At 53.4% G+C, this 26,165-nt stretch carries 45 protein-coding genes; 21 read left to right on the top strand and 24 right to left on the bottom strand.

The annotated features are described in order from the left end of the window. Positions 1–52: 52 nt before the first annotated feature. The 24 genes from Q0688_RS26775 to Q0688_RS26665 form a co-directional block, all read right to left on the bottom strand. On the bottom strand, positions 53–1,333 hold the full coding sequence (locus Q0688_RS26775) for a P22 phage major capsid protein family protein (RefSeq protein ID WP_299084914.1): 1,281 nt from the start codon (positions 1,331–1,333) through the stop codon (positions 53–55). Positions 1,334–1,360: 27 nt separating this feature from the next. Continuing rightward, positions 1,361–2,341, bottom strand: coding sequence for a hypothetical protein (locus Q0688_RS26770; protein WP_299084910.1), 981 nt, complete (start codon positions 2,339–2,341; stop codon positions 1,361–1,363). A gap of 121 nt (positions 2,342–2,462) precedes the next feature. Continuing rightward, on the bottom strand, positions 2,463–3,641 hold the full coding sequence (locus Q0688_RS26765) for a hypothetical protein (RefSeq protein WP_299084907.1): 1,179 nt from the start codon (positions 3,639–3,641) through the stop codon (positions 2,463–2,465). Then, entirely contained in the window at positions 3,641–4,186 is a 546-nt protein-coding gene (locus tag Q0688_RS26760) for a hypothetical protein (protein ID WP_299084904.1), read from the bottom strand. The genes Q0688_RS26765 and Q0688_RS26760 overlap by 1 nt, the downstream gene beginning before the upstream one ends. Before the next feature lie 32 nt (positions 4,187–4,218). Next, positions 4,219–4,710 (bottom strand): hypothetical protein, encoded by a 492-nt coding sequence (locus tag Q0688_RS26755; protein WP_299084901.1) that lies wholly within the window; start codon positions 4,708–4,710, stop codon positions 4,219–4,221. Next, complete coding sequence (locus tag Q0688_RS26750) at positions 4,707–6,902, bottom strand: portal protein (RefSeq protein ID WP_299084898.1); 2,196 nt, start codon at positions 6,900–6,902, stop codon at positions 4,707–4,709. The genes Q0688_RS26755 and Q0688_RS26750 overlap by 4 nt, the downstream gene beginning before the upstream one ends. Further along, complete coding sequence (locus Q0688_RS26745; RefSeq protein WP_299084895.1) at positions 6,899–8,416, bottom strand: phage terminase large subunit; 1,518 nt, start codon at positions 8,414–8,416, stop codon at positions 6,899–6,901. Before Q0688_RS26745 ends, Q0688_RS26750 begins: the two co-directional genes overlap by 4 nt. Beyond that, the gene (locus Q0688_RS26740) at positions 8,391–8,819 is read right to left on the bottom strand and encodes a hypothetical protein (protein WP_299084892.1); all 429 of its coding nucleotides are present in this window, start codon (positions 8,817–8,819) and stop codon (positions 8,391–8,393) included. Before Q0688_RS26740 ends, Q0688_RS26745 begins: the two co-directional genes overlap by 26 nt. Continuing rightward, on the bottom strand, positions 8,819–9,118 hold the full coding sequence (locus Q0688_RS26735; RefSeq protein WP_299084889.1) for a hypothetical protein: 300 nt from the start codon (positions 9,116–9,118) through the stop codon (positions 8,819–8,821). Before Q0688_RS26735 ends, Q0688_RS26740 begins: the two co-directional genes overlap by 1 nt. 4 nt (positions 9,119–9,122) lie before the next feature. After that, a complete protein-coding gene (locus Q0688_RS26730) occupies positions 9,123–11,315 on the bottom strand; it encodes a hypothetical protein (RefSeq protein ID WP_299084886.1) in 2,193 nt (730 codons plus the stop codon). Between the two features lie 13 nt (positions 11,316–11,328). Next, positions 11,329–11,835 (bottom strand): hypothetical protein, encoded by a 507-nt coding sequence (locus Q0688_RS26725; protein ID WP_299084883.1) that lies wholly within the window; start codon positions 11,833–11,835, stop codon positions 11,329–11,331. Positions 11,836–12,139: 304 nt separating this feature from the next. Next, on the bottom strand, positions 12,140–12,457 hold the full coding sequence (locus Q0688_RS26720) for a hypothetical protein (RefSeq protein WP_299084880.1): 318 nt from the start codon (positions 12,455–12,457) through the stop codon (positions 12,140–12,142). A gap of 11 nt (positions 12,458–12,468) precedes the next feature. Next, a complete protein-coding gene (locus tag Q0688_RS26715) occupies positions 12,469–13,059 on the bottom strand; it encodes an Mbeg1-like protein (RefSeq protein WP_299084877.1) in 591 nt (196 codons plus the stop codon). Continuing rightward, positions 13,056–13,538, bottom strand: a complete 483-nt coding sequence (locus tag Q0688_RS26710) for a hypothetical protein (RefSeq protein ID WP_299084874.1) — start codon at positions 13,536–13,538, stop codon at positions 13,056–13,058. Before Q0688_RS26710 ends, Q0688_RS26715 begins: the two co-directional genes overlap by 4 nt. 18 nt (positions 13,539–13,556) lie before the next feature. Then, positions 13,557–14,039 (bottom strand): hypothetical protein, encoded by a 483-nt coding sequence (locus Q0688_RS26705; RefSeq protein WP_299084872.1) that lies wholly within the window; start codon positions 14,037–14,039, stop codon positions 13,557–13,559. Between the two features lie 59 nt (positions 14,040–14,098). Next, positions 14,099–14,599, bottom strand: coding sequence for a RusA family crossover junction endodeoxyribonuclease (locus tag Q0688_RS26700; protein ID WP_299084869.1), 501 nt, complete (start codon positions 14,597–14,599; stop codon positions 14,099–14,101). Further along, positions 14,596–14,832, bottom strand: coding sequence for a hypothetical protein (locus tag Q0688_RS26695; protein ID WP_299084866.1), 237 nt, complete (start codon positions 14,830–14,832; stop codon positions 14,596–14,598). Before Q0688_RS26695 ends, Q0688_RS26700 begins: the two co-directional genes overlap by 4 nt. 8 nt (positions 14,833–14,840) lie before the next feature. Then, positions 14,841–14,933: an HNH endonuclease gene (locus Q0688_RS27725; protein ID WP_367179845.1), complete on the bottom strand. Its 93-nt coding sequence runs from the start codon at positions 14,931–14,933 to the stop codon at positions 14,841–14,843. 20 nt (positions 14,934–14,953) lie between these two features. Beyond that, a complete protein-coding gene (locus tag Q0688_RS26690; protein ID WP_299084863.1) occupies positions 14,954–15,157 on the bottom strand; it encodes a hypothetical protein in 204 nt (67 codons plus the stop codon). Positions 15,158–15,162: 5 nt separating this feature from the next. Then, entirely contained in the window at positions 15,163–15,348 is a 186-nt protein-coding gene (locus Q0688_RS26685) for a hypothetical protein (RefSeq protein ID WP_299084859.1), read from the bottom strand. Between the two features lie 66 nt (positions 15,349–15,414). Beyond that, the gene (locus Q0688_RS26680; RefSeq protein WP_299084856.1) at positions 15,415–15,879 is read right to left on the bottom strand and encodes a hypothetical protein; all 465 of its coding nucleotides are present in this window, start codon (positions 15,877–15,879) and stop codon (positions 15,415–15,417) included. Beyond that, entirely contained in the window at positions 15,876–16,721 is an 846-nt protein-coding gene (locus Q0688_RS26675; RefSeq protein ID WP_299084853.1) for a YdaU family protein, read from the bottom strand. The genes Q0688_RS26680 and Q0688_RS26675 overlap by 4 nt, the downstream gene beginning before the upstream one ends. Then, a complete protein-coding gene (locus tag Q0688_RS26670) occupies positions 16,721–16,939 on the bottom strand; it encodes a hypothetical protein (RefSeq protein WP_299084850.1) in 219 nt (72 codons plus the stop codon). The genes Q0688_RS26675 and Q0688_RS26670 overlap by 1 nt, the downstream gene beginning before the upstream one ends. Before the next feature lie 153 nt (positions 16,940–17,092). After that, positions 17,093–17,329, bottom strand: a complete 237-nt coding sequence (locus tag Q0688_RS26665; RefSeq protein ID WP_299084847.1) for a helix-turn-helix domain-containing protein — start codon at positions 17,327–17,329, stop codon at positions 17,093–17,095. Between the two features lie 193 nt (positions 17,330–17,522). Here Q0688_RS26665 and Q0688_RS26660 point away from each other — a divergent pair, with 193 nt between their 5' ends. The 21 genes from Q0688_RS26660 (at position 17,523) to Q0688_RS26560 (ending at position 25,985) form a co-directional block, all read left to right on the top strand. Next, positions 17,523–17,690: a hypothetical protein gene (locus tag Q0688_RS26660; RefSeq protein WP_299084845.1), complete on the top strand. Its 168-nt coding sequence runs from the start codon at positions 17,523–17,525 to the stop codon at positions 17,688–17,690. Then, positions 17,687–17,893 (top strand): hypothetical protein, encoded by a 207-nt coding sequence (locus tag Q0688_RS26655; RefSeq protein ID WP_299084842.1) that lies wholly within the window; start codon positions 17,687–17,689, stop codon positions 17,891–17,893. The genes Q0688_RS26660 and Q0688_RS26655 overlap by 4 nt, the downstream gene beginning before the upstream one ends. Before the next feature lie 95 nt (positions 17,894–17,988). Further along, positions 17,989–18,198 carry a hypothetical protein gene (locus Q0688_RS26650; protein ID WP_299084840.1) on the top strand — a complete coding sequence of 70 codons (210 nt, stop codon included), beginning with the start codon at positions 17,989–17,991 and terminating at the stop codon, positions 18,196–18,198. Beyond that, complete coding sequence (locus tag Q0688_RS26645) at positions 18,176–18,568, top strand: hypothetical protein (RefSeq protein ID WP_299084837.1); 393 nt, start codon at positions 18,176–18,178, stop codon at positions 18,566–18,568. Before Q0688_RS26650 ends, Q0688_RS26645 begins: the two co-directional genes overlap by 23 nt. Continuing rightward, positions 18,561–18,695 carry a hypothetical protein gene (locus Q0688_RS26640; RefSeq protein ID WP_299084834.1) on the top strand — a complete coding sequence of 45 codons (135 nt, stop codon included), beginning with the start codon at positions 18,561–18,563 and terminating at the stop codon, positions 18,693–18,695. Before Q0688_RS26645 ends, Q0688_RS26640 begins: the two co-directional genes overlap by 8 nt. Beyond that, positions 18,692–19,555 carry a PD-(D/E)XK nuclease-like domain-containing protein gene (locus Q0688_RS26635; protein WP_299084831.1) on the top strand — a complete coding sequence of 288 codons (864 nt, stop codon included), beginning with the start codon at positions 18,692–18,694 and terminating at the stop codon, positions 19,553–19,555. The genes Q0688_RS26640 and Q0688_RS26635 overlap by 4 nt, the downstream gene beginning before the upstream one ends. Before the next feature lie 18 nt (positions 19,556–19,573). Next, positions 19,574–20,470: a hypothetical protein gene (locus tag Q0688_RS26630; RefSeq protein WP_299084828.1), complete on the top strand. Its 897-nt coding sequence runs from the start codon at positions 19,574–19,576 to the stop codon at positions 20,468–20,470. Positions 20,471–20,517: 47 nt separating this feature from the next. Further along, positions 20,518–21,474, top strand: coding sequence for a hypothetical protein (locus Q0688_RS26625; RefSeq protein WP_299084825.1), 957 nt, complete (start codon positions 20,518–20,520; stop codon positions 21,472–21,474). 4 nt (positions 21,475–21,478) lie between these two features. Further along, positions 21,479–21,904 carry a hypothetical protein gene (locus Q0688_RS26620; RefSeq protein WP_299084956.1) on the top strand — a complete coding sequence of 142 codons (426 nt, stop codon included), beginning with the start codon at positions 21,479–21,481 and terminating at the stop codon, positions 21,902–21,904. Further along, entirely contained in the window at positions 21,898–22,083 is a 186-nt protein-coding gene (gene csrA / locus Q0688_RS26615) for a carbon storage regulator CsrA (RefSeq protein ID WP_299084954.1), read from the top strand. The genes Q0688_RS26620 and csrA overlap by 7 nt, the downstream gene beginning before the upstream one ends. Continuing rightward, entirely contained in the window at positions 22,022–22,411 is a 390-nt protein-coding gene (locus tag Q0688_RS26610; protein WP_299084823.1) for a hypothetical protein, read from the top strand. The genes csrA and Q0688_RS26610 overlap by 62 nt, the downstream gene beginning before the upstream one ends. Next, positions 22,408–22,647, top strand: a complete 240-nt coding sequence (locus tag Q0688_RS26605; protein ID WP_299084818.1) for a hypothetical protein — start codon at positions 22,408–22,410, stop codon at positions 22,645–22,647. The genes Q0688_RS26610 and Q0688_RS26605 overlap by 4 nt, the downstream gene beginning before the upstream one ends. 155 nt (positions 22,648–22,802) lie before the next feature. After that, positions 22,803–23,186, top strand: a complete 384-nt coding sequence (locus Q0688_RS26600) for a DUF551 domain-containing protein (protein WP_299084815.1) — start codon at positions 22,803–22,805, stop codon at positions 23,184–23,186. Beyond that, on the top strand, positions 23,179–23,592 hold the full coding sequence (locus tag Q0688_RS26595; RefSeq protein WP_299084812.1) for a hypothetical protein: 414 nt from the start codon (positions 23,179–23,181) through the stop codon (positions 23,590–23,592). The genes Q0688_RS26600 and Q0688_RS26595 overlap by 8 nt, the downstream gene beginning before the upstream one ends. Beyond that, complete coding sequence (locus Q0688_RS26590) at positions 23,579–23,827, top strand: hypothetical protein (protein ID WP_299084809.1); 249 nt, start codon at positions 23,579–23,581, stop codon at positions 23,825–23,827. The genes Q0688_RS26595 and Q0688_RS26590 overlap by 14 nt, the downstream gene beginning before the upstream one ends. Continuing rightward, on the top strand, positions 23,824–24,060 hold the full coding sequence (locus Q0688_RS26585) for a hypothetical protein (protein ID WP_299084806.1): 237 nt from the start codon (positions 23,824–23,826) through the stop codon (positions 24,058–24,060). The genes Q0688_RS26590 and Q0688_RS26585 overlap by 4 nt, the downstream gene beginning before the upstream one ends. Next, entirely contained in the window at positions 24,053–24,385 is a 333-nt protein-coding gene (locus tag Q0688_RS26580) for a hypothetical protein (protein ID WP_299084800.1), read from the top strand. Before Q0688_RS26585 ends, Q0688_RS26580 begins: the two co-directional genes overlap by 8 nt. Then, positions 24,382–24,759, top strand: coding sequence for a hypothetical protein (locus Q0688_RS26575; protein ID WP_299084797.1), 378 nt, complete (start codon positions 24,382–24,384; stop codon positions 24,757–24,759). Before Q0688_RS26580 ends, Q0688_RS26575 begins: the two co-directional genes overlap by 4 nt. A gap of 123 nt (positions 24,760–24,882) precedes the next feature. Further along, positions 24,883–25,104, top strand: coding sequence for a hypothetical protein (locus Q0688_RS26570; protein ID WP_299084794.1), 222 nt, complete (start codon positions 24,883–24,885; stop codon positions 25,102–25,104). A gap of 22 nt (positions 25,105–25,126) precedes the next feature. Then, positions 25,127–25,381, top strand: a complete 255-nt coding sequence (locus Q0688_RS26565; RefSeq protein WP_299084792.1) for a hypothetical protein — start codon at positions 25,127–25,129, stop codon at positions 25,379–25,381. A 19-nt stretch (positions 25,382–25,400) separates the two neighbouring features. After that, complete coding sequence (locus tag Q0688_RS26560; protein ID WP_299084790.1) at positions 25,401–25,985, top strand: MT-A70 family methyltransferase; 585 nt, start codon at positions 25,401–25,403, stop codon at positions 25,983–25,985. Positions 25,986–26,165 lie beyond the last annotated feature (180 nt).

The following is a 26,165-nucleotide window of genomic DNA, read 5'->3' as shown; positions in this document are numbered from 1 at the left end:
GGTGTGGCGAAAACAAGGGGCGGTTTGACCCGCCCTCTACTGGTAGTGCTGGTTAAGGCGTTTGCGCACCCATCAAGATGCCACACTTGATCGGGTCGCGGATCGTCACACCGGCTCGCGCCGTGACCCTCCACTCCGTACTCAAGTCTGCGATGGCACCCTGCTTGGCGACAATGATGTTCAAGCCACGCTCCGTGGTCTCATTCATCAGGATCATGCCACCCAGCTGCTCTTCGGTGCCGACTACGGGTGCGGTGTTGATGCACACAGAGTCATTCTCGAAGAACACATTGGTCAGCGCTGTGTCGTAGTTGACAAAGGTGACCGCTGCGCCGTTGGCCGGGGCTGCTGAACAGTTGGCATAGTCATCACGCGCCTGTGTCACTGTCGAGTTCGGTGTACCCGAGTCGACGATGATGGGCGGGCTGTAAGTGATGTCCTGACCGCTAACAGAAACCACCGTAAACGTGCGCAGGTTGCCTGTGTCGTTTTTATTGACCAGCGATACCGCATTGACGCCCGCAACGGTGAACTTGTCACCCGCGACAGCGCCGGAAATGGTGCCGGTCACTGTCAGTGTGGCGGTACGGTTATCGATGTTTTCAGGCTCACCGGCAGTGGTGGTCTGGAACGCCGCAGGATCATAGTCTTGGTTGGCACCGTTGACCGTGATACTGGTAGGCGCAGCAGCGACCTTGCTGGGCGCAAACGAGGTCTTGAACGTGTCAAAACCTGACATCTGGCCAATGAAAGCACGGTCGTAGGCATTCTCTGCCCGGCCCTGCAGGGTTTCACGGCCCGCCAAGTCTGCTGCCATCGCGTTGTAATCGCCAGCATTCAGAATCATGGTCTTGCCGGATTCCTGCGAGACATCCTGCTCAGTCAGCAACGTATCGACCGCTGCAATGTCGGCAAAACCTGACAGCGCAGACGTGCGACCCACGAACTGACCGCCTTCCTCGACCACCTTGTTGACCACGGCGCGGTTAATGCCCGCATCGATGGCCTGCATGGCAGCACGCATCTGGCGACTTAGCTCAGACGGATCAAGCGTATCGTTGTTGGTGAGTTTGAAAGGTCGCGTGTAGTACGTAGTGACCTTGTGAGGCACCGCAAGGTGCGTGATTTCGTTGAAATTCGAGATCGACGGGGTCGAACCAGTGACAACGGTGGCGATGGGCGGGGCATCGTGCCACTCGGTGAATTCCGAGCGGTGGCCGGTCTGGCCTCCCATCTGCTTGACCATACACTGGCGCAAACAAATGTTGTCTGCCTCGAATTTTTCAAGCTCTTCACCCAGTACGCGGGTGACAATTTTGGCCTGACTGGACATGACTAATAACTCCTATAAAAATGGAGTCTAGCTAGCAGCTGCTTGTTCCTTTAATTCGCGCTTTATACGGCGGGTTTCGCGAATTGCCTGAGCGGGTGAAATTTCATCCTTCTCGAGCTTTTCGTCGATCTTGGCTAGCTGGCCTTGGAGACTGCTATCTCCACCTGCTAGCCCTTCACCCTCAATGCGATCCTCTGGTGCGGCTGCGCTAGACTGTTTACGTTTAATAACAAGTCGTTCGGCTAGCTTGCCAAGGGCGAATGTCGTGCCTCCGGGGTTGTTGTCAAACATTTCCCGGTATTTCAGCGCTTCGTCAGGGTTTTTGCCAAAGAAATACACCAGCTTTGGTGCATCATCTGGCAGCTCCCTCGCGAGCATAACCCCGAAATCAGTGCCGATAACATCCAGCGCATCTTCCTGTGCTTCGTTGAAGTCCGGAAGTTTCAATGCGTTGGCGCTTTTGGCGTACTGCTCGAGTGCTTTGGCCTCACGCTGCTGTGCAGCGATTGTGCGCTGGCCTTGATTGGCTTCGCGAATTCTAGCCTCGGCTTTGACATCGGCAACCTGTTCGGTCCATTCCGCTATCGCAGCGTCAAACTTATCTTCGTCGTAGCTAAACTCGGCTCGTGTCGGTCGCTTGGGAAGCTGCAACGATTGATCGTGCTGCCTCTGCCCTGCGCCCGGCGACTGCGCGTGCCGTCGCAACTGCTCGTTTTCTCGACGCAACTGCTCATTTTCTGCATCGATGCGTTCGCGCTTGCGTTTCATTCGCTTAATGACAGCATCGGTATTGCTGTGCTGGTCATTATTTGGCTTGTTAGCCTGCGAAGATGGCGACTCTTCTTGACCCGCTAAAACGATTTCATTTTCTTCAGAGTCCTGATTCCCGGCTGGCTTGTCCTGATCGCCTTCGGGTTTCTGCTCTCCAGCCTCGTCGCTCGCTTGTTGCTTGAGCTTGTCAGCCTCGTCGTTATCGACGGTCTTATCGTCCAGCTTGTCTTCAGCCATACAAAGGGTCTCACCGTGGGGTGGTAGGTATTGCTCTCGGGTCAGTGCCCGGTTGCGCGCAATTTTGCGCCTAAGTGACAAGAATTGTCAACAGGTGCCGAAAAGTGTCATTTTAAATCGGTTAAGGAAGAACCTCGAAACCCGCGCGAGTGATAGCGCCGGCAGCCGGCGATACATTTTCAGCGACGTAATCGCCTACTGTCTCTGGCAGGTCAATGTAAGCACTGCCCACTCGTCGTATCGGCTCTGGCAGGTCTTGGGCGCGACCCATCAGGCCCATCAGGATGGCCTGAGCGCGTGGATGCAGCGGCACATCGGGAACAAAATCGCGTACTGCTTGGACTTGCCGGGCGCCTTCATCGGTATCGTGCAGGATTGATCCACCAATACCAGTGATTCCGGCTATGGCATCCTCAGCGTAGGTGCCAGCCAGATTGGCCGCAATGTTGGCAGTCGCGGCTGTGTCTTTGATTCGCTCGCCTACGCCGCGCCAGTAGCCCTTGTCTTCAGGCGCCTTGGCCGGCTCAGCCATGGCCTCGGCGTCTTCGGATTGGCCCATCATTCCTACGCCCAATGCTGCGGGCACCAGAGTATTAAACTGGATATGTTTGTTTATATCTGGATTAGAGTTGACCGTTTCTCTAATGCGTTTAGCAGCCGCAGGATATTTTGTTTTTATCCAGTTGGGATTTTGAAGATACGCGCGAATGGCTTCTGCCGATAATTCCCTGTCCATATCATATTGCGGCAGCGCATATTGCTTCCTTGCTTGCCCGTCACGGTAAAAAGGATTGTTTAGCTCGTTGTAAATTTTCTCTAGGTCTTTTTTAATTCCTTTTGTGCTTAACTGCCCCGCCTTCTCATCGATGATGTGGGAAACCTCATGCGACTCTACATTATATTTTTTGCCACCAGTTAGGTCTTTATCGATGAGTATCTCTGGATTCTTTCCATGAGCGTTTTTAACTCGTCCTGCGTCATTTCCAATTGACCTTCTTGGCACATAGCTAATTGTCGCACCAGCATCCTGCGCGAGAAATTCAAGCTCTTTTTGGTCAATAGCCTCGTCTCCTCCGCCTGTTTTTCTGCGTCCTGCAACGTGGGGCGCGATAAGTCTTTCGCCATCAATCGTCTGGAGCAAATCCCCATATTCATCGCTTGCGGCTGGCTGGTCCGATAGGTAGTCACTGCTAATATTCCTTTGCGGAATGTCAGGTACATTATACCCTACTGAGCGGCTCGCTTTTAGGCTCTCACTAACCGCATCGACCTTTTCAATCAGCCGGGATAGTCTGCCCATCAGTCCACCGTACCAAGCCATGCAGCCACACAGGCAAGCAGGGCGTCCTCGTCATTTCTTCGTTTTCGCAGGCGCTGCTTCGTGTCTGGATTGCCGAATTGCTGACTGGTCCAAACCAGCGGATTGTACTGACCATTATGCTGATATACCGCGCCGCTCCCAATCAAAATAAATGTCGTTTGCTGATGACCGTCTTGCTGGTTTATCGATGGCAGCACAATCCATGCGCCGCTGTCCTTGCTGTAGGTATATAAATCATCGCGCCACTCGATGCCGGCAGGAAACACATCGTAATTACCTCGCAGGGTAAACATTCGCGCCCAGTCGCCGGGAATTCCACTAATAACACTGCGAAATTGTCCCGCGTAATAGACATGATATTTGCCATAAGACTTGACCATGCTGGGCTGGCCATCGTTGACCTGCAGATCGTAAACGTTGGAGTTTTCATCGGCCGCCTGACCCCAGCCTAGATACTCGGTGCGATTGATGGTGCCATCCTGATCGTAAAACACAGGCGTTGATGTGATGGTGTATGTAGCCATTAAGCAGGTTACCAAAAAACCGAATAGCGAACTCATAGCGCCTTGGCGTCGATGGTTTCTATGTCGCCGTACTTGTTGCGCTTAACCGTTAGTCGATAATCGCGACTGGGTGACGGCTTTTGCATGGCAGACACCACGCCTTCACAGGCTTTGGTCAATGCAATCATTTGCCCCAGTATTTGGCGGTTAGGTTGCAGCATGTCCCTAACCAGACCGGTGTCTAGCGGCTCTACGCTAACCGTTACCTGCGGCGCAGGGATGTCTGGAAATTGTATTGTTGGGGCATCTTGTGTGGAAGCGGGCAGGTTTTTCAGTGCGTCCATCACGCTGTCGCCAGCCTTTCGCACCGCAGCATCGAGGCTTTTCCGTTGCTCGTTGCCGCCCTGCCGCAGCTGCTTGAGTATGCTCTCCAGCTGCACGGCGATAGCAATCATGGCGCGCTCATTGACGCCAAGCGGCTTCTTCTCCTGCGCAGTGCCGGTCGCTTTGCCCAAGTCGAGCAGGTTGGATATTTCGCCCATCATGCCGCCCCCATCTTGTCCAAACTCTCGGAAAGCTGTGCAATCTTGCTGCGAGCGAAATTGTTTTCGATAACCTGCGCCTCAGCTTCGGCGTTATCCCTGCGCGCCTTAGCGGTTTTGGTAGCAATGTCGGCCAGCTTAGAAGCGCGGTCGAGGTCGGGCAGCTTGGTCTCTGCAGCCACTTCCCGGCCTGCTTCAACCGTTTCACGTGAAACCACATCGTTGGTGGCCTGCAGGCGATCCAGCTGGATGCCGTGCATTTCGCTGATGGCTTTCGCGGTATTGAGGCGTGCCTGCGTGGCGTTCTTCTGCACCTGACTGACCAGCTCTTGCGCTTCGGCCATTTCCTTGCGAGCCATCGAGCGCAACAGCTCCTCTTCGGCAGACTGCTGCTTCTGCTGCTCTGCCTGCGCAATGGCTTGTTCTTCTTCGGTCTCCGGTTTGCGCAGACCCTGCTGTACCATTTTGCGGCGGTTGTAATCCTTGAGGTCGGTCAGGCCAACACCGTCCAGCAGTTCGATAATTTCACCCAATATGAGCGGCTGGTAATCCTCGGTCGCCATCTCACCAATTTCCTGCAGCGCCTTGATGGTCTCGCGACGCTGCGAGGCGTAAGCCGGTCCCGTATCGACCGTGATGGCGAATTTCTTGGTGGTGATGTCGTTGATGAACTTCGGCTGGCCCGTCTCGCGGTCAACCACAATGTCGAACAGACGAACCATCTTGTCCGTACCGTCCTGCTGCAGAATGTACTCAATGCGCTCGGAGTCGTAAATCTCGCCAGCAATCGATGAGTACACCACGCCCGCCCGGTGCATCGCTTTCTTGATGTTGTCGGTCAGGATGATGGTTTTGGCATCGATAATTTTTCGCAGACGGTCGACAGCAACGCCTGACAGGCTGGCCTCTTCGATTTCCTTGGGGCTGGAGCCCATGCCAGCGGCCATGAAGTCGCCGCACATCTGGATCAGGCTGACATTGTTGGGGTCGACACGGGATGCCGCCCACGTACCCACTGGACCCGCATGGATGTCTTCGCCCTCCGGCCCTTCCACCGGGTTGATGACCGCGTAGTTGTATTTACCAAGGTGCATTTCGCGCAGCTGCTGCTCGCGGCCTTCCACCTGTTCATCCGTGAAAATAGGCATGTCTTTGGAGGTGGTCGCGGCGTTCTCGGCCACATCCGTTGCTGCCATGTTGAACAGGCGATTGGCGTCCTTGTACTTGCGCACGATGCCGTACCAGAACTCTTGCCCGTCGATGTAGCCCCGGTAGCCGTAAATGGGGATGATCGGCAGGTGCTTGCCTGCTATGCGACGTGGCTCTACCAGATAATCACCACCACCAAGAATGGATTTCCACACCGAGCGGCGCTTGATTTTTTTCTCGCGCACTTGCTCGTAGCCCATGTCGGCCAGCTCTTCCAAGTGCTTGCCAATCTCGTCCTTGAACAGGGTTTTACGCCTGCCCAGCGGGTCTTCAAACGTGCACGCTGTGGTGCGTTCAGTGCGTATTTCGTAAAAGTGCGCGATCCAGACGGTCTGCCCGGTGTGCCAGTTAAAGCGCCTGCGATCGGGTGGCGAGAATGCTGATTCAGCCTGATCACCAAACTCGGCTTCAGCGGCTTCACGGCTCATCGACTTGAGCACTGTGACGTGCCGCGCATCGGATTTGTCGGGCTTCTTCGCGTTCTTGTCCCAAATGACGCTGCTGTAGGCTGAATAGATCGGCTCGAACTCGACCACCTGGCGGTCATCTTCCGGGTCTTCGTCGTCGATGTAGCGTGTCACCATCTGCAGGGCGCCATAACCGCCCTTGGCCATTTCATCGACCGCGTTGTCGAAGGCTTCGGTGCCCTCGTTGTCGCGATAGAAATCCTTGCGGAACAGGCCGTTCATCAGGTCGGCGTCGTCATCCGTCGCCTTGATGTCTTCAGGGCGATACTTCACATCAAAGCGGTTTTCCCGCCAGTTGCCCGAGAATTCGTACACGGCCTGATAGACCTTGTTGAATTCGAGTTTGGGCCGCTCTGAAAACTGCTCGCGAAACCAGTCGTCATACTGGGCGCCATCCACATCGCAGAAGCGCATGTCTTCGTTGGTGTTGTCGCGCTGTTCGTCGACAACGTAGTAGTCCTTGTCGACCAGATCGATGATTTCAGAATGGGTGCGTGGCGTCGTGACTGGAGTTTTCATGTCTGGTCTCGATAGTAGTTTTTCGCGCTCATCTGTGCGCGGCGTGATTTCTTCTGTCGGGGCGCCTGATAAGCGAAGCTCATCATGACAGAATCGGCCATATTGGGCGAATCAATGGGCGGGTCTAGCTGAGCCATTTGCTCTTTGCTCATGATCTGGATTTTGCCCAGCGGGTTTGCAATTCTCGGGATGCGACACAATTCAGCGCGCAGGACATCGAGCTGGGCAATATCGCTGCTGAAGCTGATCAGCTCGTCCGGGTCGATGTATTTGCGCTGTGTTACTGCCAAATAGGTTTTCAGGCAACGATTACGTACATCCCAATAATACTGCGCCCGGCGATTGAAAAATGTGTCTTTGTTGGTCTTCGATTTCTTTTCGGCCTCGCTTTCCATCGGGACATACTTCTCGTGCTCTCGGTCGACACCCCGGCCACCATAGAACGCATGAGCGGTCATGTGGCGACCGGCAATCTTGGTGTCAATCTGCTCTCGCAGGCCAGCACCCACGCCATCAGCATCCCAAATGAACTGCTCAGCGCGCTTGTCGAGCGCGTAATCCAGCGCCCAGTGACAGGCTTCGTTGACCAGACAGCTCTCTTCCTTGGCCTGCACATCCAGAAACACCACGCCATGCCGATAGGCCAACGCCGCATCATCCTCGCCCCCGTCATTGGGGTCGTGGGAAACGACCTCGGCCCCAGTAGGATCGAAGCCCAGTTTTTTGTGCGCGTCGATACAGGCGTCGAACCAGTCGGTTTCGATGATCGCGTTCGGCACCGTATCGAGGTACTTGCCCAGCCACTTGTGCTCGTATTCAGCCGTGGTCATGGTCTTCAGGTCGTCGAGCCGTTCGCTTTCGAGGCCAGAGCCCATAAACCACGGGTTTTCATCGTAATTGACCTCAATGACGATCATGTAGTCGTCTTCGTAGTAGCCATATTTGGTCAGGTCGCGTTCGGCGCGCTTCAGGAAACGCTGTGCAATGGCGTCCTTGGCGCTGCCCCGGTTCATCGTAATCCACATCTCTGGAATCTGGATGTCAGTGCCTGATAGCTCAGCTTTCTGCTGCTCCAGTGCCGAAACACGCAGCGAGGCGGTCAGTGTCGTCAGGGAGCGCTTGCTGGTGGCTTCGCCCTCTTCGATCCACAGGCCGTGCGTGCGAATACCCTTGAGGCTGGTGATATTGCGCGCCAGACCACGGTAAAAAATATGCCCGCCGTACTCGTGATCGATCTCGTTGCGCTTGGGCCAGAAACCGGGAAGGGACAGGCGCTCAATCTCATCCTGCAGCATGCCATGCACGCTGTCTTCGATAGAGTTCTGGTACTCACGCGCACAGCACCATGACTCGCCTGTTGAGACGCGGGCCAATATGTAATCAGCGACAAAGGTGGATTTGGTGGAGGCGCGGCCACCGACAAGGATTTTCAGGCGCTTGGGTTTGGCGAGCAGGACACCGAGGCGGTCGATGTGCTCAACTTTGACGTTAAGCTGGTTCGCCAGTGCTGTCATGATTATTGCTTTCCGGGTTGCGGCGACCATCGGCAGTGACGCCGACAAAGCTGATCTTTGCTGCAATAGGGATAGCGCCTTTGTCAGGGCCGGACACCTCTTTCTTGTCAGCCCATCCAAATCGATTTTTCATGTTGAAAATCCACGCCGTGGTATCCATGTGCTTGGCTTTGCCGTTGACGGCATTGCGGCCCTTTTTGAGCCACCATGCTTCAGATAAATCCCTGCCCTTGTCGTATGCCTCGGCAAAATCTGCGTGCTTTTCGATGTAGCGATAAAACGACTTTTTCCCAATGCCCAGCACGGCGCAGACCTCGGCGACGGATTCGCCGTTCTTGAATAGGCCGGGCAGCTTTTCGGCCATCGCCGGGTCGTATTTACTTCTTGAGCTGCGCTTGGTCATTAGGCGTTGATCGTACCCTGCTTGATCGGCGTGAAGACCAGTGTGACGGTCGCGCCACTAGAGCCTGTCAGCTCCCATTGGCTATAGGCTGCACTGCAAGTGAGTGAATCTGCTGCCGTGGTGGAATAGGCCGAGCCATCCAGCTGAAGCTGAGCACCCTTGCCAATTTCTTCGGAGTAACCGTATGGCGTCACAGTGCCTGAGCCAAAGGTGCCACCAACCTCCAATTGGTGCGGGCCATCGAGGGCAATACGCTTGATATTGTCGGCAGTCGTGAGCGTTAAAACCTGTTTTTGCATGGTGTCACCTATTTAGTAAATTTCTGGAAAGCGCCGACTTGCTGGTTAGGCCAAGTCCGCCACCGCCACCGCCGCTGCCGCTGGCCGCTAAAAATCTGTAGTCGTGTGATATTTCATCATTAAATGAAATAGTTAATCGCTTGTATCCGTTCCATGTGCCGGAGCTATCCGTTGTAATTACCGCACCAGCGTGCGCCTTAGCGGTAACCCACTGATCGTCAAATGGAACTAAATTCATGCCGTAGTCATTAAGCCCATCAAAAACACGTTCGACAGTATCCTCCGTCATAGTGTCGCCACTGGACGCGAATTCATGCCCATAGATGTTGAACGGGTAACCTGATTGTTCAGCCAGCGCAGCCAGCCCCGCCGCCTTTCGTTTCACATCTATATTGATCTGGTTCGCGTTGGCGCCAAAAATAGTATTGCCGCTAAATGAGCGGGTAAAATACGGGAGCGCGCCCTGATACTCCGTCAGATAGTCTTTGTCAGATATGTTGTAGGGTATTAGCTCTCCACCACTGGCATTTCTCACGGCCCGCCCTGCGGCCATGCCTGCCGCCTCAATTGCCGCTGCTGCCGCAACGGTCACAACGCCGTTAGGATACACAAACGCGTTGACAGTAGCGCCGGTTAGCGATTCTAGCTGCGTTTTTGCGTCTGTTATTTCGCTCTGCAACAGAGCCGCCTCACTAATGGGGACGTTTTGCAATGTAGCAATACTGGTAGATGCCACCGAGTCAATGATTACCGGGTCTGCGCTAGGGCTGGCCGTGTACTCCGACGAATTTGCAGCAGTAATTCCCGGCAATGGCGCTATCGCGTTTACCAGATCATTCATTGACGTGTAGGATGACAACGTAAATGGGGCGGCAACAGTGCCCCCTGTGTGTCGTACAGTCAGCACGCCGCCTGCAACCTCATACGTGTCCCCCGCTGCGCCGACCAGCGTAATAGCTATCTGTGCATCAACACCCAAAGAGCCTCGGCCATGCAAATATACGTGATGCCCGCGTGCCACCTGCGCTTGAATTTTTGTGATCTGCCCTGCGCTCAATAACGTGCCGCCCGGATGGGTCTCGACTGCTATACCGATTTTATGCCCGTAGCCCTGCGTAGCGATGTAGTCACACGCCGTTACAAAATCATCGAGACTGTTTGCGTCATCAAAATTTAATGACAGCGAACCTGTTGATCGTCGGGCTGCTAGCGTTCGTTTTGGCGCAATATCCCCGTCTAGGTAACTAGCGCCACCATTGATCACAATGCCGTTGTGCAGGTTATATAGATCATCTGGCGCAGAATGAATAACACCGTTATATACAACCATATCGCCGCGAACTTTTTGAATAGTGTCGTGATTGACGTGCGCAGTCATGTGGGCGAGGCCGATGCCGACCTTGTTGTTGGCTCGGCTGTCGGCTGCAAAAAATTCAGTGTTATGGACTATCAGTTCATCAACATTGAAAGCCGTGTCTCCACAATTAAAGCGGGTGTCGTATACCTGACTCCATACGCCAAGGTCTCGACGGCTCTCATTGTCGATAAGCTCCAATCGGCCAAAATACATATTGTCCCCATCGAGCGTGGAGGCATTAACGATAGGCTCTGAGCAGTTATGAATTCGCAGGTGGCGGAAATAACAGGTGAAATTGTCGCCTATGCCCGACCAAAACAGGTTGGCACCAGTGAACGTGACCTTTTCGGCTATGCTGACGAGCCTAGCACCCGCCGTATCATCAGGAAACCGGATAAACGGGTTGGCGGGATTTGTGTTTTCGTGCTGGAAATAAAATGCCTTCCCCATCAATATCAGAGCGATGTTTGACCCCACCGAGCTGACATAAAAATTAAAATAAATCAGGTTTGAATCATTAACTGTATTGTCGTGCGTGACATTGACAGCGCCGCCATCCGCATTTAACGCGAATATTCTGTCGTCCTCGTCTAACGAAAAATGCTGTGCTACGGAAGGCCCGCGCATTGGGTAGTCGCCGGGGTTTATCGTTATTTTTACATTTCCCGTTAGTGTCGTTTTTGCGTAGTCCAGCGCTCGCCACATTTCAGAATACGGGTCGGATTTGCTGGTAGGGTCGGTTGGCGTTGTAGAGCCAGCGGCGTACCCGTTTGTCGCGCTGTTGCTGACAAAAATTTCAGCATCAAATATTGTAAGTGCCTGGTCGATAGCTGCGCTCATTTCCCCTGTCCCCTTACTGCGCCTGAATATTCCACAACAGATCAACAATACGCTGCGGCCCACCTAACGAGTTGCGTACCGCATCGACGAATGACTGCTCGAATCGAACCTCGCCCAGCGCTGTATCGCTGTACTGCTCCGATTCTGAACCATCGCTCATGCGGGTTTTCATATCAATGGCGACTGAGGCCAGCCCGTCATCGAGAATATCCGCGATTGTTACCTGTAGCGCAATCGGTGTTGACTCGCCCGCTGCTGTGATCTCGCCCAGCGTCTCACCTGCGGTAGTCGTCACTCGATAGGGGAATGCCGCGATGTCTGCCTGATTGAGCGGTGTGCCATCAGCATAGGTAGCAGGCGGCGTAAAACAGAGCGTAACGACTGTCGGACAGCTCAGCGTAGACACGTCGCATCCTGTGATCAGTGCTGGCTCGGTCATTGGCGTGCAGGTCTGCGCCTGTGTGACAGTGCATAACGCCATAGCGACAATCGCTAGCGCGTAGGTTTTTAATTTCGTCATGAATGGCCTCATAGTGTTGTGGTGTGAGTGAGCTGGGATTGTTGCCCGAACTGCTGCACCCTGTACGATTTTTCTCGCTCCATCGGCAGCGCTGTTCCAGCGTCATCGTCGCAGTCCACGGTTTCGAGGGTGAGACACGATCTAACATCGGTGTAGTTGTTGATGCCGGTCGATGCCCTGAGTGCCTGCCCAGCGAGTGCTACTGTCAGCAACAATACTGCGGTGATTGCGAGAATAACCCGCCCAACCAGTCGTCCTCGCGGCGTTGGTGTGTAGTAACCGTCCCGTTGTTTCCATAGTCCCATCACGCGCCACCTGTGTATTTTTTAACGATAGCGAGCACGGCATTCACGCCAAACACGCCAATTAAACTGGCGAGCACCAGATTCGCGCCCTCGGCCAGCCCAAACATTTTGCAGGCACCGATAACGCCCGCAGCTACCGCGATATTCCTTATCGACACGCCAATCAGTTCACGCTTGTGCACCTCGTGGCCCTTTGCCAGCACGTGCCCTACATGCCCGAGGGTGAGGATCAAAAACACCTCCACGCCTGCGGGCAGGCCATGAAACAGCTGTGCATACACCGCCGCCGAAAATGCTTTAATTTTTGCCAACAGCACACTGGCCACTCCTACACGTCTACAAAAAACTCGGCATAACAGGCCAGTGGATGCTCGCTGCCATATACCGTAAATGATTTGATAACGTCCTTTCCGATGCGATCCCAGCCTAATGGCACGCGCGTAAACCCATCGTTAGGGTTGACATAGTTGGTCGTGCGGTCGCGCAATTGCTGCTCGTGCAGCGGGCTGAACAGCTTCTTAATCGGCTTCGGTGCGCCGAATGTCACCACTGCTGCGATATTCAGGTGCGGCATCATCGCCGCGAACAGCTGCGCCTCCGCACCCCCCTTCGAGTGGCCGGTGAGCACTAGCCTAGATTCCGGTTTGACCAGCGCCATGATCGATAATTGGTGCTGCTTGATTTTTTTGTAATACCCGCGATGGGCTTTGCCAAACACGGCGCGCTTGGGGAAAAAATGAAACCCGCGAAACCAGTCGAATGTCTCATTGCTGCCAGCAAACGCGAGAAACGTGGTATCCGTATCGTCGTGATACTCGCGATAAATATCAATGCCGCCAAACGAATGAATCTCTACGTCATCCCGATAGGCGACGGTCGAGAGTTTGTGGCAATACTCCCTGAGAGCGACGCCTTTCACTGGATAACCTGCACGCTCTGCACGGCCAGAATCAGCTCACTCACCACCTGATCGAGCGTGACTGTTACATCGTCGGTTTCGACCGCCTTCAGTGCCGTTAGCTGTGCGCCGATCTGCGCCATGTATTTCTGGCCCGCAATCGTCTGGCACCACACGCCACACTCTGAGGCCAGCATAGCCGAGACAATATCCAACCCCTGCTCGACCGAGTACGTCGCCTCGACATCAGCCACGCGGTTTTTCACGTTGTAAAGTTTGGTTAGCGCCGACTGCGCCAGTGCCGGTTTCTCGAACAGCGCCACCTGCGCCAGTGACACGCCAATCTCATACGCTGCCGAGTTGCCAAATAGTTTGCTATCGCCTAGATCAATATCGATCTGGCCATTGCCGATCGTGCCAGTGCCGTTACTGGCACAGCCAACGAGCCAGAAACCAACAAGCGTCAGAGCGAAAAATATTCGGTTAGGTCGACGATACACAGCGATAACTCCTACAGGTTAGCCCGGCAGGTCGCTACGGAAATACGCAGCCGGATCGACGTATGTGCGGTTTTTTTTGAGGTCAAACGTGTGCTTGATTTCGTCGGGGATGGTGTCGCCAATGTCGCCCGGCTGGAATACCTCGACGTGCACATGGTCCTGCATGCCGTTGGCGTAGTGCTGGCCTACTGCCTGAGATTTACCAATAAACTCACCCTCGATCATGGTGTCGCCAACCATCAGGGCTTCGCGTGGCTCGACGTAGAAATACCGCACAAACCATGCGCCATCCCTGAACTCGATGTACCTGAACTCGGGCGCGTGGCTGTAGGCTTGGCCGGTTTTGCTGAAAGCGCACGTTCTGGCAAGGAGGACCGCCTCTCCAGCGGCCAGCTGGTAATCAATCCCGTAGTGGACTCGCAGCCCGCGCTGAGCGAGAAACTCGCCGCTGCCCGCTATGTCGTTGCGGACGGGTGGCTGTTGGCGGGAAATGACCAGCATGGCTTGGCTCGTGGGTTGACATTGGCGCGGAGACTACACCAAAACCGGCCAACTTGTCATCAGGCAAACAAATCGACCCCACGGCTCTGGTGGTGCTCCCAATCGGCTTTGGTGCACTGGGCTGGCAGCTTGTCAGACACCGACACGATCACCCGGAGGTGCGGTTTCTCGCCGTAGCGCTTGTCGTCGGTCGAGCTGATCACTTGTTGATCGTCGGCAAATAACACGCCGTTCAGTGCGTCGCGCACGATTTTGGCGATGTTGTCATCGTCGGGCTTGACCGTGGGCGCAATGTCACCGGCCAGAGCCGCTTGCCGCTTCCACTTCGGCCATGACACTGGGACCTCAAAAACCGCTTCGACCCGGATATTGATCGGCCGCTTGGTGGGTTTGAGCACGGCTCTCTGCGCCTGTCGCAAACACCACACGATCTGGTCCATGTAATCGCGGGTTTTCTTGTCGACGAACTTGCGACCACTGCGCCCATCTGTCCAGACACGCGCTTTTCCGCGAGGCTTTCCCGGCACGTTGAACTCGATAAAACCGGATCGATTAGTCATTGCACCGTGCTGCTGTCGCGCTCCGTCACAGCCTCGACCTGCTTCCTGCTGGCAAGACGCAGAACCAAATCCGTGTCGCGATAATCCATCATCACGTATCGGTTCTCGTGTTTCAGGATGGCCTCGATGTCCTGTCGAGAAAACACGACAGAGCTCTCGCCTAGACGCTTCACCAACGCGAGAATCAGCAATTCGTATTGATCGAGCAGAGCTTCTGCTTCGTGAGTCAACAAACATCGATTCATCGATTACACCGCTTATGCGCCAGTCGCAAATTAGACAGATCGTTAGAGCCACCAAAACTCATTGGCACCAAGTGCTCAATCGTGGCCATGTCCTGAAAGTTTCCCTTGGCTAGCTTGAAGTCCATGCGCCCACCACACCAATGACACCGCTCGCCGTAACGTTTTCGCAGGTAACGTCTAACACGTTTACGCCAGTTCCTGTCCCGCCGCTCAATGAACCCATCGATCCTGTTGCACCGCTTGCGATTTTTCTTGAACGTCGCCACAAACTCTCCACGCCATCACCCTCCAGACCATGTGTTTTCGACCTCAATCGGGTCAGAGTAAACACACAAAGCGCAGCGAGTATGCCACTGCACGAAGTCTATGCCAAAACGCAACTGTCGGCGTGTCGATGATTTTTCCTGCGGCATGGCCCAGCTGGCCGGGACGATGGACTTCTGGTAGTTCTCGTCTTCGACTTCCATCACGACCAGCGAGGCTTTGCGGGGTTTGTCGAAACACTGCGAGCTCGTGCATCGATCGGGGATGGCTGGCAGGTCGTTCATCGTTCGAGGTTTTTTAGGGGTGTCAACTGACATGCTCGATCCCCTGTGTTGGTGAAGCGATCATCTGTGCCTGTTCCGAAGTGATGGCCTTGGAGAATTCCAGTTTGCGTGGTATTGACCAGTCCTGCCAATCCTCGAGGTCTTGTGCGATGTGCTGGCGCTTGCGCTGGTTGCGGTCGAAAAACGACTCATGTTGCAGAGTGTGGCTGTCGGTGCCATCGATGCCGGGGTTATCTTCAAACGCCTGCGCTGCGAGTGTTTTGATTTTAGCGCTTGAAAACATCATCTGGCTGAACAGGTGCGCGGGTGTTGGCCAGAAACGGCCTTGGTCGGGATCGAGTCTATGCCGTGTACACGCTTCAATCAAAAAATCATCGGGGTAGTCAGCAAAGTCGTTGAACCAGATTTTCGGTAAATCTTGGCTGACTGGCTGGCGATAGATTTCGCTCAGGATGGTTAATTGTTCGACAATGGTTTGCTTGTTCACGAATTATCCTCCTGCAGAAAGCTCTGCATGTTATCGATGGTTTGTTGGGTAGTTTTTAACCTGCCTGTGTCGGTGGTCTTGCCGTGTTGTGAGCGATAATCCTCTTTGTGCTTTCTGATCCAATTTCGTACAGCCGCTTTCCAATCCTTCATCGGATTTTTGCCAACTTTCCAGCCCTTGGATTCGTAGAAATCGAAGAATTTTTCGTGTTCGATGTTGCAGGGCTTTTGGGTTCGATCCTCGAAGTATTCTTGGACTTCTTCGAGTGTTGGTTTTTTGAACTTCTTGGGGTCAGGTCCACTACGCTTTTGAACTTCTCGGTTAGTGGGTAATGGGTTACTGGGTAATGGGTTACTGGGTAGTATGCATTTCGTATAGTGGTTCGTATCGATTTTCGATACGTTCGTATCGATTTTTGATACGTTCGTATGTTTTTCGTATAAATCGTGGTCACCGAGGTGGGCACCCTCATGGTTGGCCTGCTGCTCATGTAGCACCCTGAGTGCCTCCTGTTCGCGCTGGCGCTCCCATCGAATTTCTTGCGATTTTCGTGCTTTTTCTGACCGTTCATAGATGGCTGACAGCTCTTTTTCGACCCGGTTGTGCCAATAATTTCCATCACGATTGAGGTAAAAAAAGCGGCCCAAAATGTAACGCAGGGAGTCCATTTCTTCGCTGGTTCTGGCGCCCAATAATCGAGCGATTTGGGCGGCATCACTGGGCAATGGCTGCTCAGTGATGTAGCACTCTTCGAGCAGCTGGTTGTATACGCCGTGATCAAGAAGTGTGAGTCCTGTTGTATCACCCCGGTAGTCCTTGATGTGCTTTCGATAGTGGTGCATCAGCCAATCACCCGCAGATTAGCTAGCTTTTTGTCGCTTATTTCTTTCTGCTTGGCGGTGAAAAACCGGCTGAGAATGTAAAACTGGGTAGTGCTGACTCCCATTGATCTGATGGCAAGCCGAACAAACAAAGCTGCACATTCAAGCTGCTCTTCAGTCTGGCAGGACCGGATAACTTTTTCGCATTTGTGCGCAGTGGTGAGCGGCTGTATTGACATGGTTAAACCCCTTTTAGGTGACCTCTCGCCGGGTGATTGTAGGCAGCGAGGTCGACTGTGGACAGTCTGGAGCCTCCGGCGAGAGGCCACGTAAAAAGGGTTTTAGTGAAGCAAACCCCGCATTTTGGTAGCGCAATCACGCGCTTGGTTGAACTATACGACAGCTTGACCGGTTTCGGCAATGCTGGTGATTTCCAGTGTAATCAAGTCCGTGAATTTCACCGGGTAGCCATGGACCTGATAGAACAGCAGCAGTCGCTCGATACCCGGTATTGTTGGCGCCCCGCTTTCCCAGTTGCGCATGGTGTTAAATGCCACGCCGCACCCCTCAGCGGTCTGCTGCAAGGTAAATCGATGCGCTTTGCGCACTGCCTTCATGTGATTCTGCATGCTTGCCCCTGTGTTTGGCGGTATGTGACCAATATGGCCGATTTGTGCGCACTCTATCGCATTACCTCCTCATACGCAACTTCTTGTTAGGTTTTTGCTTAAAATTAGTTGACAAGGGCGCAGTGATACGACTATCCTGCACCTGTGTCGAGTGATAGCGGCACGTTAAATCACGAAATGCGAGGAAAAAATCATGCTGGTTTATATCTCTAATTGTTGCGGCACCGTGTCTATACGAGAGGCTGCGACTGACCGTGTTTTATGGGTGGACAAGAAAACATACAGCCCCGCTCATGGGGAGCATGCGTACACTAGCGCCGTTGCTGAAATCAAAGCCAACGGCTGGCAGGAGTACCAATGATCCGGTTTAGCTGCCCTCAATGTGGCGAACGTATGGCAGACAGGATGCACTGTACGCCTTGCGGTGGCTCTGGTGAGGGCGCTATCCCAGAAGCCTTGTGTGGTGCTTGTAGCGGTCAGGGCGAGGTACTGACAGCGCCCTACTGTCCAACCTGCGACACTGATGACAGCGGCGATTTACCACCTGATTGGGGTGAGCAATGAGTGACACACCGAAAGCCGACATCGGCGCATTCAAGGGTCCAGACAGGACCGCCAATGTTTACTGAGAGGGCAAAGTCATTGGCCGCTGTCGCAAATTGACAGGCGAAGGCATCGGCTACTACCTGATCTATCTCAATGGCTATCGCTGGCCAGATACCAAGCTCGTGTCCAGTAGCCACGAGTGCCGGGCGGTGCGCGGTATCGACCGGGCCAGAAAACTGATCAACGATCCAGAGGCGCACGGCGCCATTCCTATCGAAACTGAACACGGAGAGACTGGCGATGTTTGTGAAAATTCCAACTGACTTCCCTCGCGAGGTATTGGCTGAATTCTGCGAGTCATGGGGTACGCCCCTGCAGCGCGTCGACGAATTTGCCAGCTTCCCCGACTGGCTGCCAATTATCGCCGTGTGTGAACTGGCTACGCAGAATGGCTACGTGATCGGTCACACGGAGCTGGGTAGCCTGAAGTTTGAGCCCATGAAAAACCCGGAGAAGCGCCCGCCAGTGAAACCACTGACACGCGAGCAGATCAGGCGGTTGAAGAAGCAGCGCTCACCGGGACAAGTACACCGTGACCTGAAGCAAGCCGAGCGTGAACTGGCCGATGCCGATACCTTGTCACAGGCCGAAATCGATTGCCTGCTGAGTCGGGAGCCTATGCCTAATGGCTGACATCGTATTTTTTTCTATTGGTGTTATGTTTGCGATTTTATCGGCTTCAGAGCGGGACGAAGACGACCGTATGTCATTTGGGGTGGCGGGACTTATTTTTTTTATGTTGTGGCTAATTCCCTCATGACCGCTCTCTCCCAACAGCCCATCGAGTCCCAGCACCCTGACGGTCTGGTCCCGCCCGGCTACTACACGGATATTAGTAACCATTTTTATCATCACGTGAGTCACGGCACGAGCAGTAGCAAGCTAAAACTGCTGCTCGAGCATGAGACGGACGCAAGGGCTCGCCACTATTGGCTGAATCCAGAGCCGCCAAGCGTGGCAATGCGGCTAGGCACGGCGGTGCACAGCTTGGTGCTGGAGCCGCATAATTTTGGTAACGACAACTTTGTAACGGCGAGCGATCACTGGTCTGCAGTCAAAACAGCGCGCGATGCGTATCCCGGTATGAACATCATCACGCCAAAGCAGCACGATGCAGCGCGCCGTATGCGTGACAGCGTATTGAGCCACCCCTATGTTAGCCAGCTGCTGTGTGACGGTCTGGCAGAGGTCAGTGTGTGGCAGGATGTTGCATTTTATGATGCCGAGTCTGACGACACGCAGACAGAGTTGGCCAAATGCCGCATCGACTGGATGCCACACAATAAGCCCTATCTGGTTGACCTCAAGAGCGCCGCCAATGCCAGCGCCGAGGGCTTTTGCGACGCCTGCGATCATTTCGAGTATTACCTGTCGGCCTGCCTGTATTCGCGCATTGCCAACCAGTGCAGTGACTTGATGGCGGCCACCGGCTATGCCCAGCGCGAAACGTTTATTTTCATTGTGGTGGAAAACATGCCGCCCTATAGCGTGGCATGGTACGAAATGGGCGTCGAGAGTCGCAGCAAAGGCAACATGCGATTGAACGAATCATTGAGCCGTCTGTACTGGGCCCGTAGAAACGGGTGGCCCGCACACAACGAAAAATGTCTTGTCATTTAACTTACCGAGGATAGCCACATGTCAGAAAACAAAGCACTCAACCCATTTAGCGCAAAAACGCCCGAGGCGGTCAATACCACGGCACCAGTCAATGCGGCGGCCACCTCGGATCAGGCCCGCGCCATTCAGGAAGTCACGGCCGCACTGATGATTGCCAAGCAGTGCCCTCGCGATCCGATCCAAGCGGTCGATAGAATTATTAACTCGTGCGCCCGGCCAACACTGGCCAATGCAGCGCTTTACGAATATGCCAGAGGCGGCACCGCTATCACCGGGCCATCGATCCGGCTTGCCGAGGCGGTCGCCCAGCAATGGGGCAACATGCAGTTTGGTATTCGTGAGCTCAGCCAAGAAAACGGCGCCAGCACGGTAGAGGCATTTGCATGGGACGTTGAAACCAACACACGGCAGACCAAACAGTTTCAGGTGAAGCACTGGCGAGATACAAAAAAAGGTGGCTATGCACTAAAAGACCAGCGCGACATTTACGAGCTAATTGCCAACCAAGGTGCACGGCGGTTACGCGCCTGTATCTTGGGAGTGGTCCCCGGCGATGTGATCGAGGCCGCAGTCAATCAGTGCATGCTCACACAGCAGGCTGATGTTGACACCAGCCCGGACGCCATTAAAGCCATGCTGTCTGCTTTTCGAGAAAACTACAAGGTTGGGCAGGACCAGATTGAGGCGCGCATTCAGCGACGCATTGATGCCATCCAGCCGGGTCAGGTTCTGCAATTGCGGAGGATATACAAATCGCTGGCCGATGGCATGGCAAAGCCGTCCGATTTTTTTGACGGCGTTACTGAGGCGCCACCGGTCACCGAAAGCGCGGTGAATGCTGCGTTAGAGGCGAGCGGCACAGCGGCGGTCGAAGAAAAAAAGGTCGATGATTTTTCGTCTGATATTGATTTTTAGATTTTTTATGGTTACGGCCACCACCTACTAACACACTGGAGAATCTTATGAGCAGCACAGCACAACAAATCGCACCACTCGATCCTGATCAGGCGGTCGTCATGGTGCAGGACATGCCAGACGCCCACCTGTTGGCAAAGAACGGCGCTGAATCAGCTGAGAAAATCTATCAGCAAGTGCGCGAGTACGCCGCCCCGCAGGTTTTTGACATAGAGACAGACAAGGGCCGCAAGAATTTGAAGGGGCTGGTCAGGCGCGTGGGTAGTGTGAAATTACGCATTGACGAGAAGTTCAAGGCAACGGTTGATGAGCTGGAAAAGTCCATTGTCCCCATGCGTGCCGAGCGATCACGCATCAAAAAGCTGTTCGAGGATTTTCAGGACGAGCTGAAAGAACCGCTGGATGAGTGGGAGCAGAAAGCTCAGGACGAGGCGAATCAGGTGCAAGTGCTGCGCGACAGGATAAACGCAATCAGGGCAATGGGCGATCCCATTGTCGATGGTCGAGAGTTGTCGAAGAGTCAGCTGCTAAGCAACAAGGCCAAGATCGAGGCCGTTGATCTGACTAGCGACGAATTTGGCGCCCTGATTAACGATGCCGAGCAGGCGAAAGCGATCGCGCTTCGCAGCGTACAAAATGGCATAGCTGCAGCTGAGCACTTGGCGCACGTGCAAAAGCTGCGCGACGATGTAGACATCGATGGTGGTGACGCGCAACCAGCCGACACATTGCAAGCGACCCTAAAAACCCCGCAACAGTCGAGCGGCAGTGCGCAGTCTGTCAGTGACATCATGGCCGAATCAATGGGCGCCGGGCCATCGACAGATCAACCAGAGCCAGATGTCACGCCAGAGCAGCAAGTGCAGTGTCGTCGCGATGCGCTGGCCGTGATGATGGCGTTCAACCTGCCTGAAAACGCGACACGTGAGGATATTTTCAAGCAGATCATTTCAGCGGTGCATAAAGGCGCCGTGCCACACATGCGCATGGAATACAGCAGGTAGCACGATGGGAGTGCATCGTCACGCATCTGGCAAGTATCGCGCCTACAAGAAAATTCGTGGGCGCGAGCACCAGTTCTATTTCGCGACAGCGGAAGAGGCCTACGACAAGCAGGCCCATCTCGACAGCATGGCACGACTGGTGTCTCGCCCGGCGTTTTCCCGGTGTGGCCGGTTAAAGGGGTTTCGAGTGAAGCGGGATGCACGGCGCGGTTCGATCATGATGCGGGTGCAGCTCATGGTTGAGGGCAGGCGGGTCGATACATCAATCGCATACCACGGGGAGTACGCGCCACTTTGGCGTGAGGCTTACGAGCAGTGGAAAACGCTGCACCAGCTCACACCAGCGGACTTGGCAGATTACTTGAGCAAAACACAGGCCGCGAGGCGGCTTTACATGAACGATATACGAGAGGCAGAGAGATTATGTTAGTCCTAACGAGGCGAATTGGTGAGACCCTGATGATCGGTGACGATGTGACCGTGCAGGTGTTAGGGGTAAAAGGTAATCAGGTGCGCATGGGCATTGTTGCGCCTAACGATATTGCTGTTGACCGGGAAGAGATTTATATCAAGAAGCAGCAGGAGAAGGCTATCAATGAACAACGGTGATAAACCAGCAATGCAAGATTACGACTGGATGGAAGAGGCGCGGGAAATGGCCGCACAGTGCTGGTGCGACGAGCGTGTCAGTGATCGCGTCATGGATGTTGAATTTGCCGAGGTAGTGGCAGAGCGTATCGCGTCATGGATGCAGACAGCGGCGCAGAATCAACGCAATACCGATTACTACAGGGGCTTACTGGTGAAGATAGGCGAAAGCATCGGGCAGGCAGCGTACATCGCAGACGATGGAAGTGTATCGGATTCTGTCCTATGCGCCAGCATCCCCGACTTGGTGGAATCGTTATTAGCCGCTCTAGAGGGAGAGAGCAAATGAACTGGAGCGAATGGAAAGAGAGTGACGAAGGCAAAAATGCTTGTGGTTGGTGGACTGGTGATCCCGCTACACATATTCGCAAAATCAAATCAGCCTTTGAAGCAGGCCAGCGTAATAGTCCTGATACAGAAATGACGCCATTAATGCGAACAGCTTTGTGGATGGCAGAAACCTTCCCAAAAAGCACAGCAGAAAAGTTAGGGCTAGACGCAGCCATGCAAAGCGATAAGGGGTAAACAGTTTATGGTGACAGCAGCTAGGAGAATGCACTCTAGCGGCATACGGGCAATCTTATTGCTGACAGAAAGTCCCGTCACTCGATCCCCCGAGGCAGCATTAGGGAAAGCAGGGGTAGCGTCCTGCCTGTCACCACCATTACACAGGAGAAGAAATGAGCTTAACTAACAGCGACAAAGCATTAGGGTACCCCGACAAAATAAGGGTGAGGCATACTGACTACGGGAGCCTGTATGTAATCAAGGATGATTTAGATATTAAAAAGACAGCGTTTGCCGAATACACCCGCACCCCTGCAATGGAGTGGGTACCTTGTAGTGAGAGATTGCCGGAACCATCGGGAAAGTATAGGAGCGCATCAGTTTTAGCGTATTGCCCATCGATAAAATGCACATTTACTGCCTGCTATAACTACGAGCATAGTCGATGGGAATTTTTTGCTACTGGGGCAACATGGATGCCAGAAACGGTATCTCATTGGCGCGCCCTACCCACACCACCAGAGACAGACAAAGCATTGGAGGGTGAGGATGGGTAGCTGTCCGAAATGCGGGAAAAACACTGGTGCAATATGGGGCGCCTTATGTCCTAAATGCTTAGACAAAGTGAAACCGAAAAAAGCTAACGATGTTTTATTCATGGGGCAAATTCAATGCCCAAAATGCGCAGAGCCTGCAAACATACAAGGGGAAAACATCGATTTTTTATCTCTATTAAACAGGCTATGTGATCACTGCGGGGAGCAGCTTATCCCAATAACCCCGTTGATTGACTTGCGATTTACTCCTCCACAGATTAGCAAGCTGTTTAGTGTGATGGAAAAACATGGCTTTTATGTAAATGACTATCTAACGGATGCTGTAGCATCTGAAATGTTCATAGATATAGAGGCAACTATTTATGAAATACGAAAAGAGCATGAGGCCAACAATGACAGAGAGTAGCTTTATAAAACGGATTCATCGGGCGTTATCTGCAAAAGAGTTGAAAAATGATTCCGAAGAATTAGCGCGACTGAAAAATAGCATCCGAGAACACATGAACTGGTGCGCTTACGACTCGCCAGAAATAGGCCACGCAATGATGAACCTGCTGCGAAAAGAGCGAGGCGTTGATAGTTTCCGCGACCAGTTACGCAAGGGTGAATTAACTTTCGATGCGCTCAAGGAGAAGATATGACAGAGAGTAGCGACCCAGTGTTTTTGGTTGCATCCAGTTATGCCGAGGCTCAAGATTATTGCAGGGCCAGCCGTATCGCACCGAGTCGGGCACGGCTAATAAATAATGTTAAGCAAGCAAGGGGCTTGCATGGCGTAACTGTTCATATTGTTGGCCGTGCGGGGCTGCTAGATCAATATGACGAAATAATGCAAGAGCTGTCAAATCGAAAGGTAGAGGTGGTTTATGGTTGAGAGTAGCGACAAGGGGTTTGAGGGATTACACCCTTGCAAGCAGTGGATAGCTGCCTTACCCATAGAGTTTTGGAGAAGCCTACAGGATATTGACGACCCTGTGACACTGATTGCTCATGTGTTGGCGCGCGGATGGGAAGCAGGCCACACCACCGGCTACCAACAAGCACTGGATGATGTGAGGGGGCTATTCCACGCCAGCATCGAAATGGCACAGACAAATGAGCGTCATATTGGAAGCTGTTACAAAGCAGTCACCGATGAGCTGGAATACCTGCTCCAACGCATAGACAGAATGGCAAACCAACAAGAGGAAACAACATGAACATTGATGATTTAACTATCGGCCAGTTGAAAGAACTGCAATCCATATCACCGTCAGGTAACAAACTGCCGTTCGAGGTCGGCAAGGCGTACCTGTTTCGCACCGTAACGCATATTGAGGTCGGGCGAGTAGCGCGCATTGTCGGCAAGTTTGTTGAGCTGGGAGAAGCAAGCTGGATAGCTGATACAGGGCGCTATCACGATTGCTTAAAAAAAGGCGTATTCAATGAGGTAGAGCCTTATCCGTTATACACAGGCATCAATACTGACAGCTTGATTAACTACGCGCCTTGGCCACATGACTTGCCGACGGAGCTAGCTATTGAATGTTTGTTGCGTAGAGCCGGAAAGTGGCAGGAGTTTAATGACGGCTAACCTTTGGATAAGCGGCTGCGGCGGCAAGATTAACGGATACGCCTAACCCCTATGGCATGGGCTGCGAAGCAGTCCGCTTGCCTTGCCTTGGGTTGTTATGTTTCGACTTGATGCGGAGTGATTATGGCTGATAAATGTACGTGTACAGATTGTCCAGATTGCAAGGGTAGTGGGGGGCTTTGGCTATCCCCAGATGGCAGTATTGGAGGCAAACACTGGGATGACTTGGAAGAGCTTGTTTGTTGCGAGCACTGCGGCGGTGATGGTGTTGTTGACTGCTGCGACTACTGCCATGAGCAGCACGAACTTGAAGAGCTGGAGCGCGAAGAACAGGAAAGGCGCTAACGATTAACCAGGAGAATTGAAAATGTTTGAACAGAGTGGGCCACAAGAAGAGACAGCAGGACGCGAAGCGTCCGGCGTTGATGCTGTTGTTATGGCTCCCGTGACTGGCTATGTGATTTACGATGTGCGCGTGGAATGCCCTCATTGCCACAAACACCTACACCTGAACCAGTACCCCTACAACGATGACCAGACAGATTATTCGTTGGCGGAAGATGAACTTGGTGAAGCCTTATTTGGTTACGTTGATAAGCCCGCGAAAAAAAGGCGAACGTAACGAAGCGGAGCGTAGAGTAGTGAGTCCAGCGGAACAGAGTGGAGCGATTTTTGACAGCGTTGTTATACCTCATGGCGGGTATAGCACGATAGTTGTAGACCCACCGTGGCAATACGGAAAGTGGGGAAAAGCCAGTATTGCGCCAAGGGGCAGCAGCTACGAACCGCAGGATAGCGTAATGCCATACCAGACTATGACTCTGGCAGAAATTAAAGCGTTGGATATAGCCGCCCTTGCTGCAGACAGCTGCGACCTTTATTTGTGGACTACCCAGAAGTACCTGCCAGCCGCATTTGATGTGCTGCAGGAGTGGGGCTTTAAATACTGCCAAACTCTGACATGGTGCAAGAAGCCAAAAGGCACGGGGCAAGGCGGCCTGTACTGCCCCACGACAGAATTTTTATTGCTGGCACGAAAGGGGAAAATGCCTGCAGGTAAAAAGCGCCAAGATACAACTTGGTGGGAAGTGAAGCGCCCGATGCGCCACAGTAAAAAACCTGAGTTCTTTCAAGACTTGATTGAGCTGCAGAGCGAAGCGCCGCGAATAGAGCTGTTTGCTCGGCGTGAACGTGAGGGCTGGGACGTATGGGGTAATGAGGTATAACCTTGAGCTTTGCGGCTCGCGGGCTAATTAACGGAGAAAGACCATGAGTTGGTTTTGGGGTGCAGAAAGTGCAGATGTTGGACTTAACTATAGCGAGTCCGATCAACAGCGTGTTGTTATGCGCTATCGGTGCGGCTGGTGCGGACGGCCTACCTTAGAGGACGGAACACCAATACCGCT

Source organism: uncultured Paraglaciecola sp. (assembly GCF_937123705.1).
In the GTDB taxonomy this organism is placed as follows: Bacteria; Pseudomonadota; Gammaproteobacteria; order Enterobacterales; family Alteromonadaceae; genus Paraglaciecola.
This window is presented reverse-complemented; position numbering and strand designations above follow the sequence as displayed.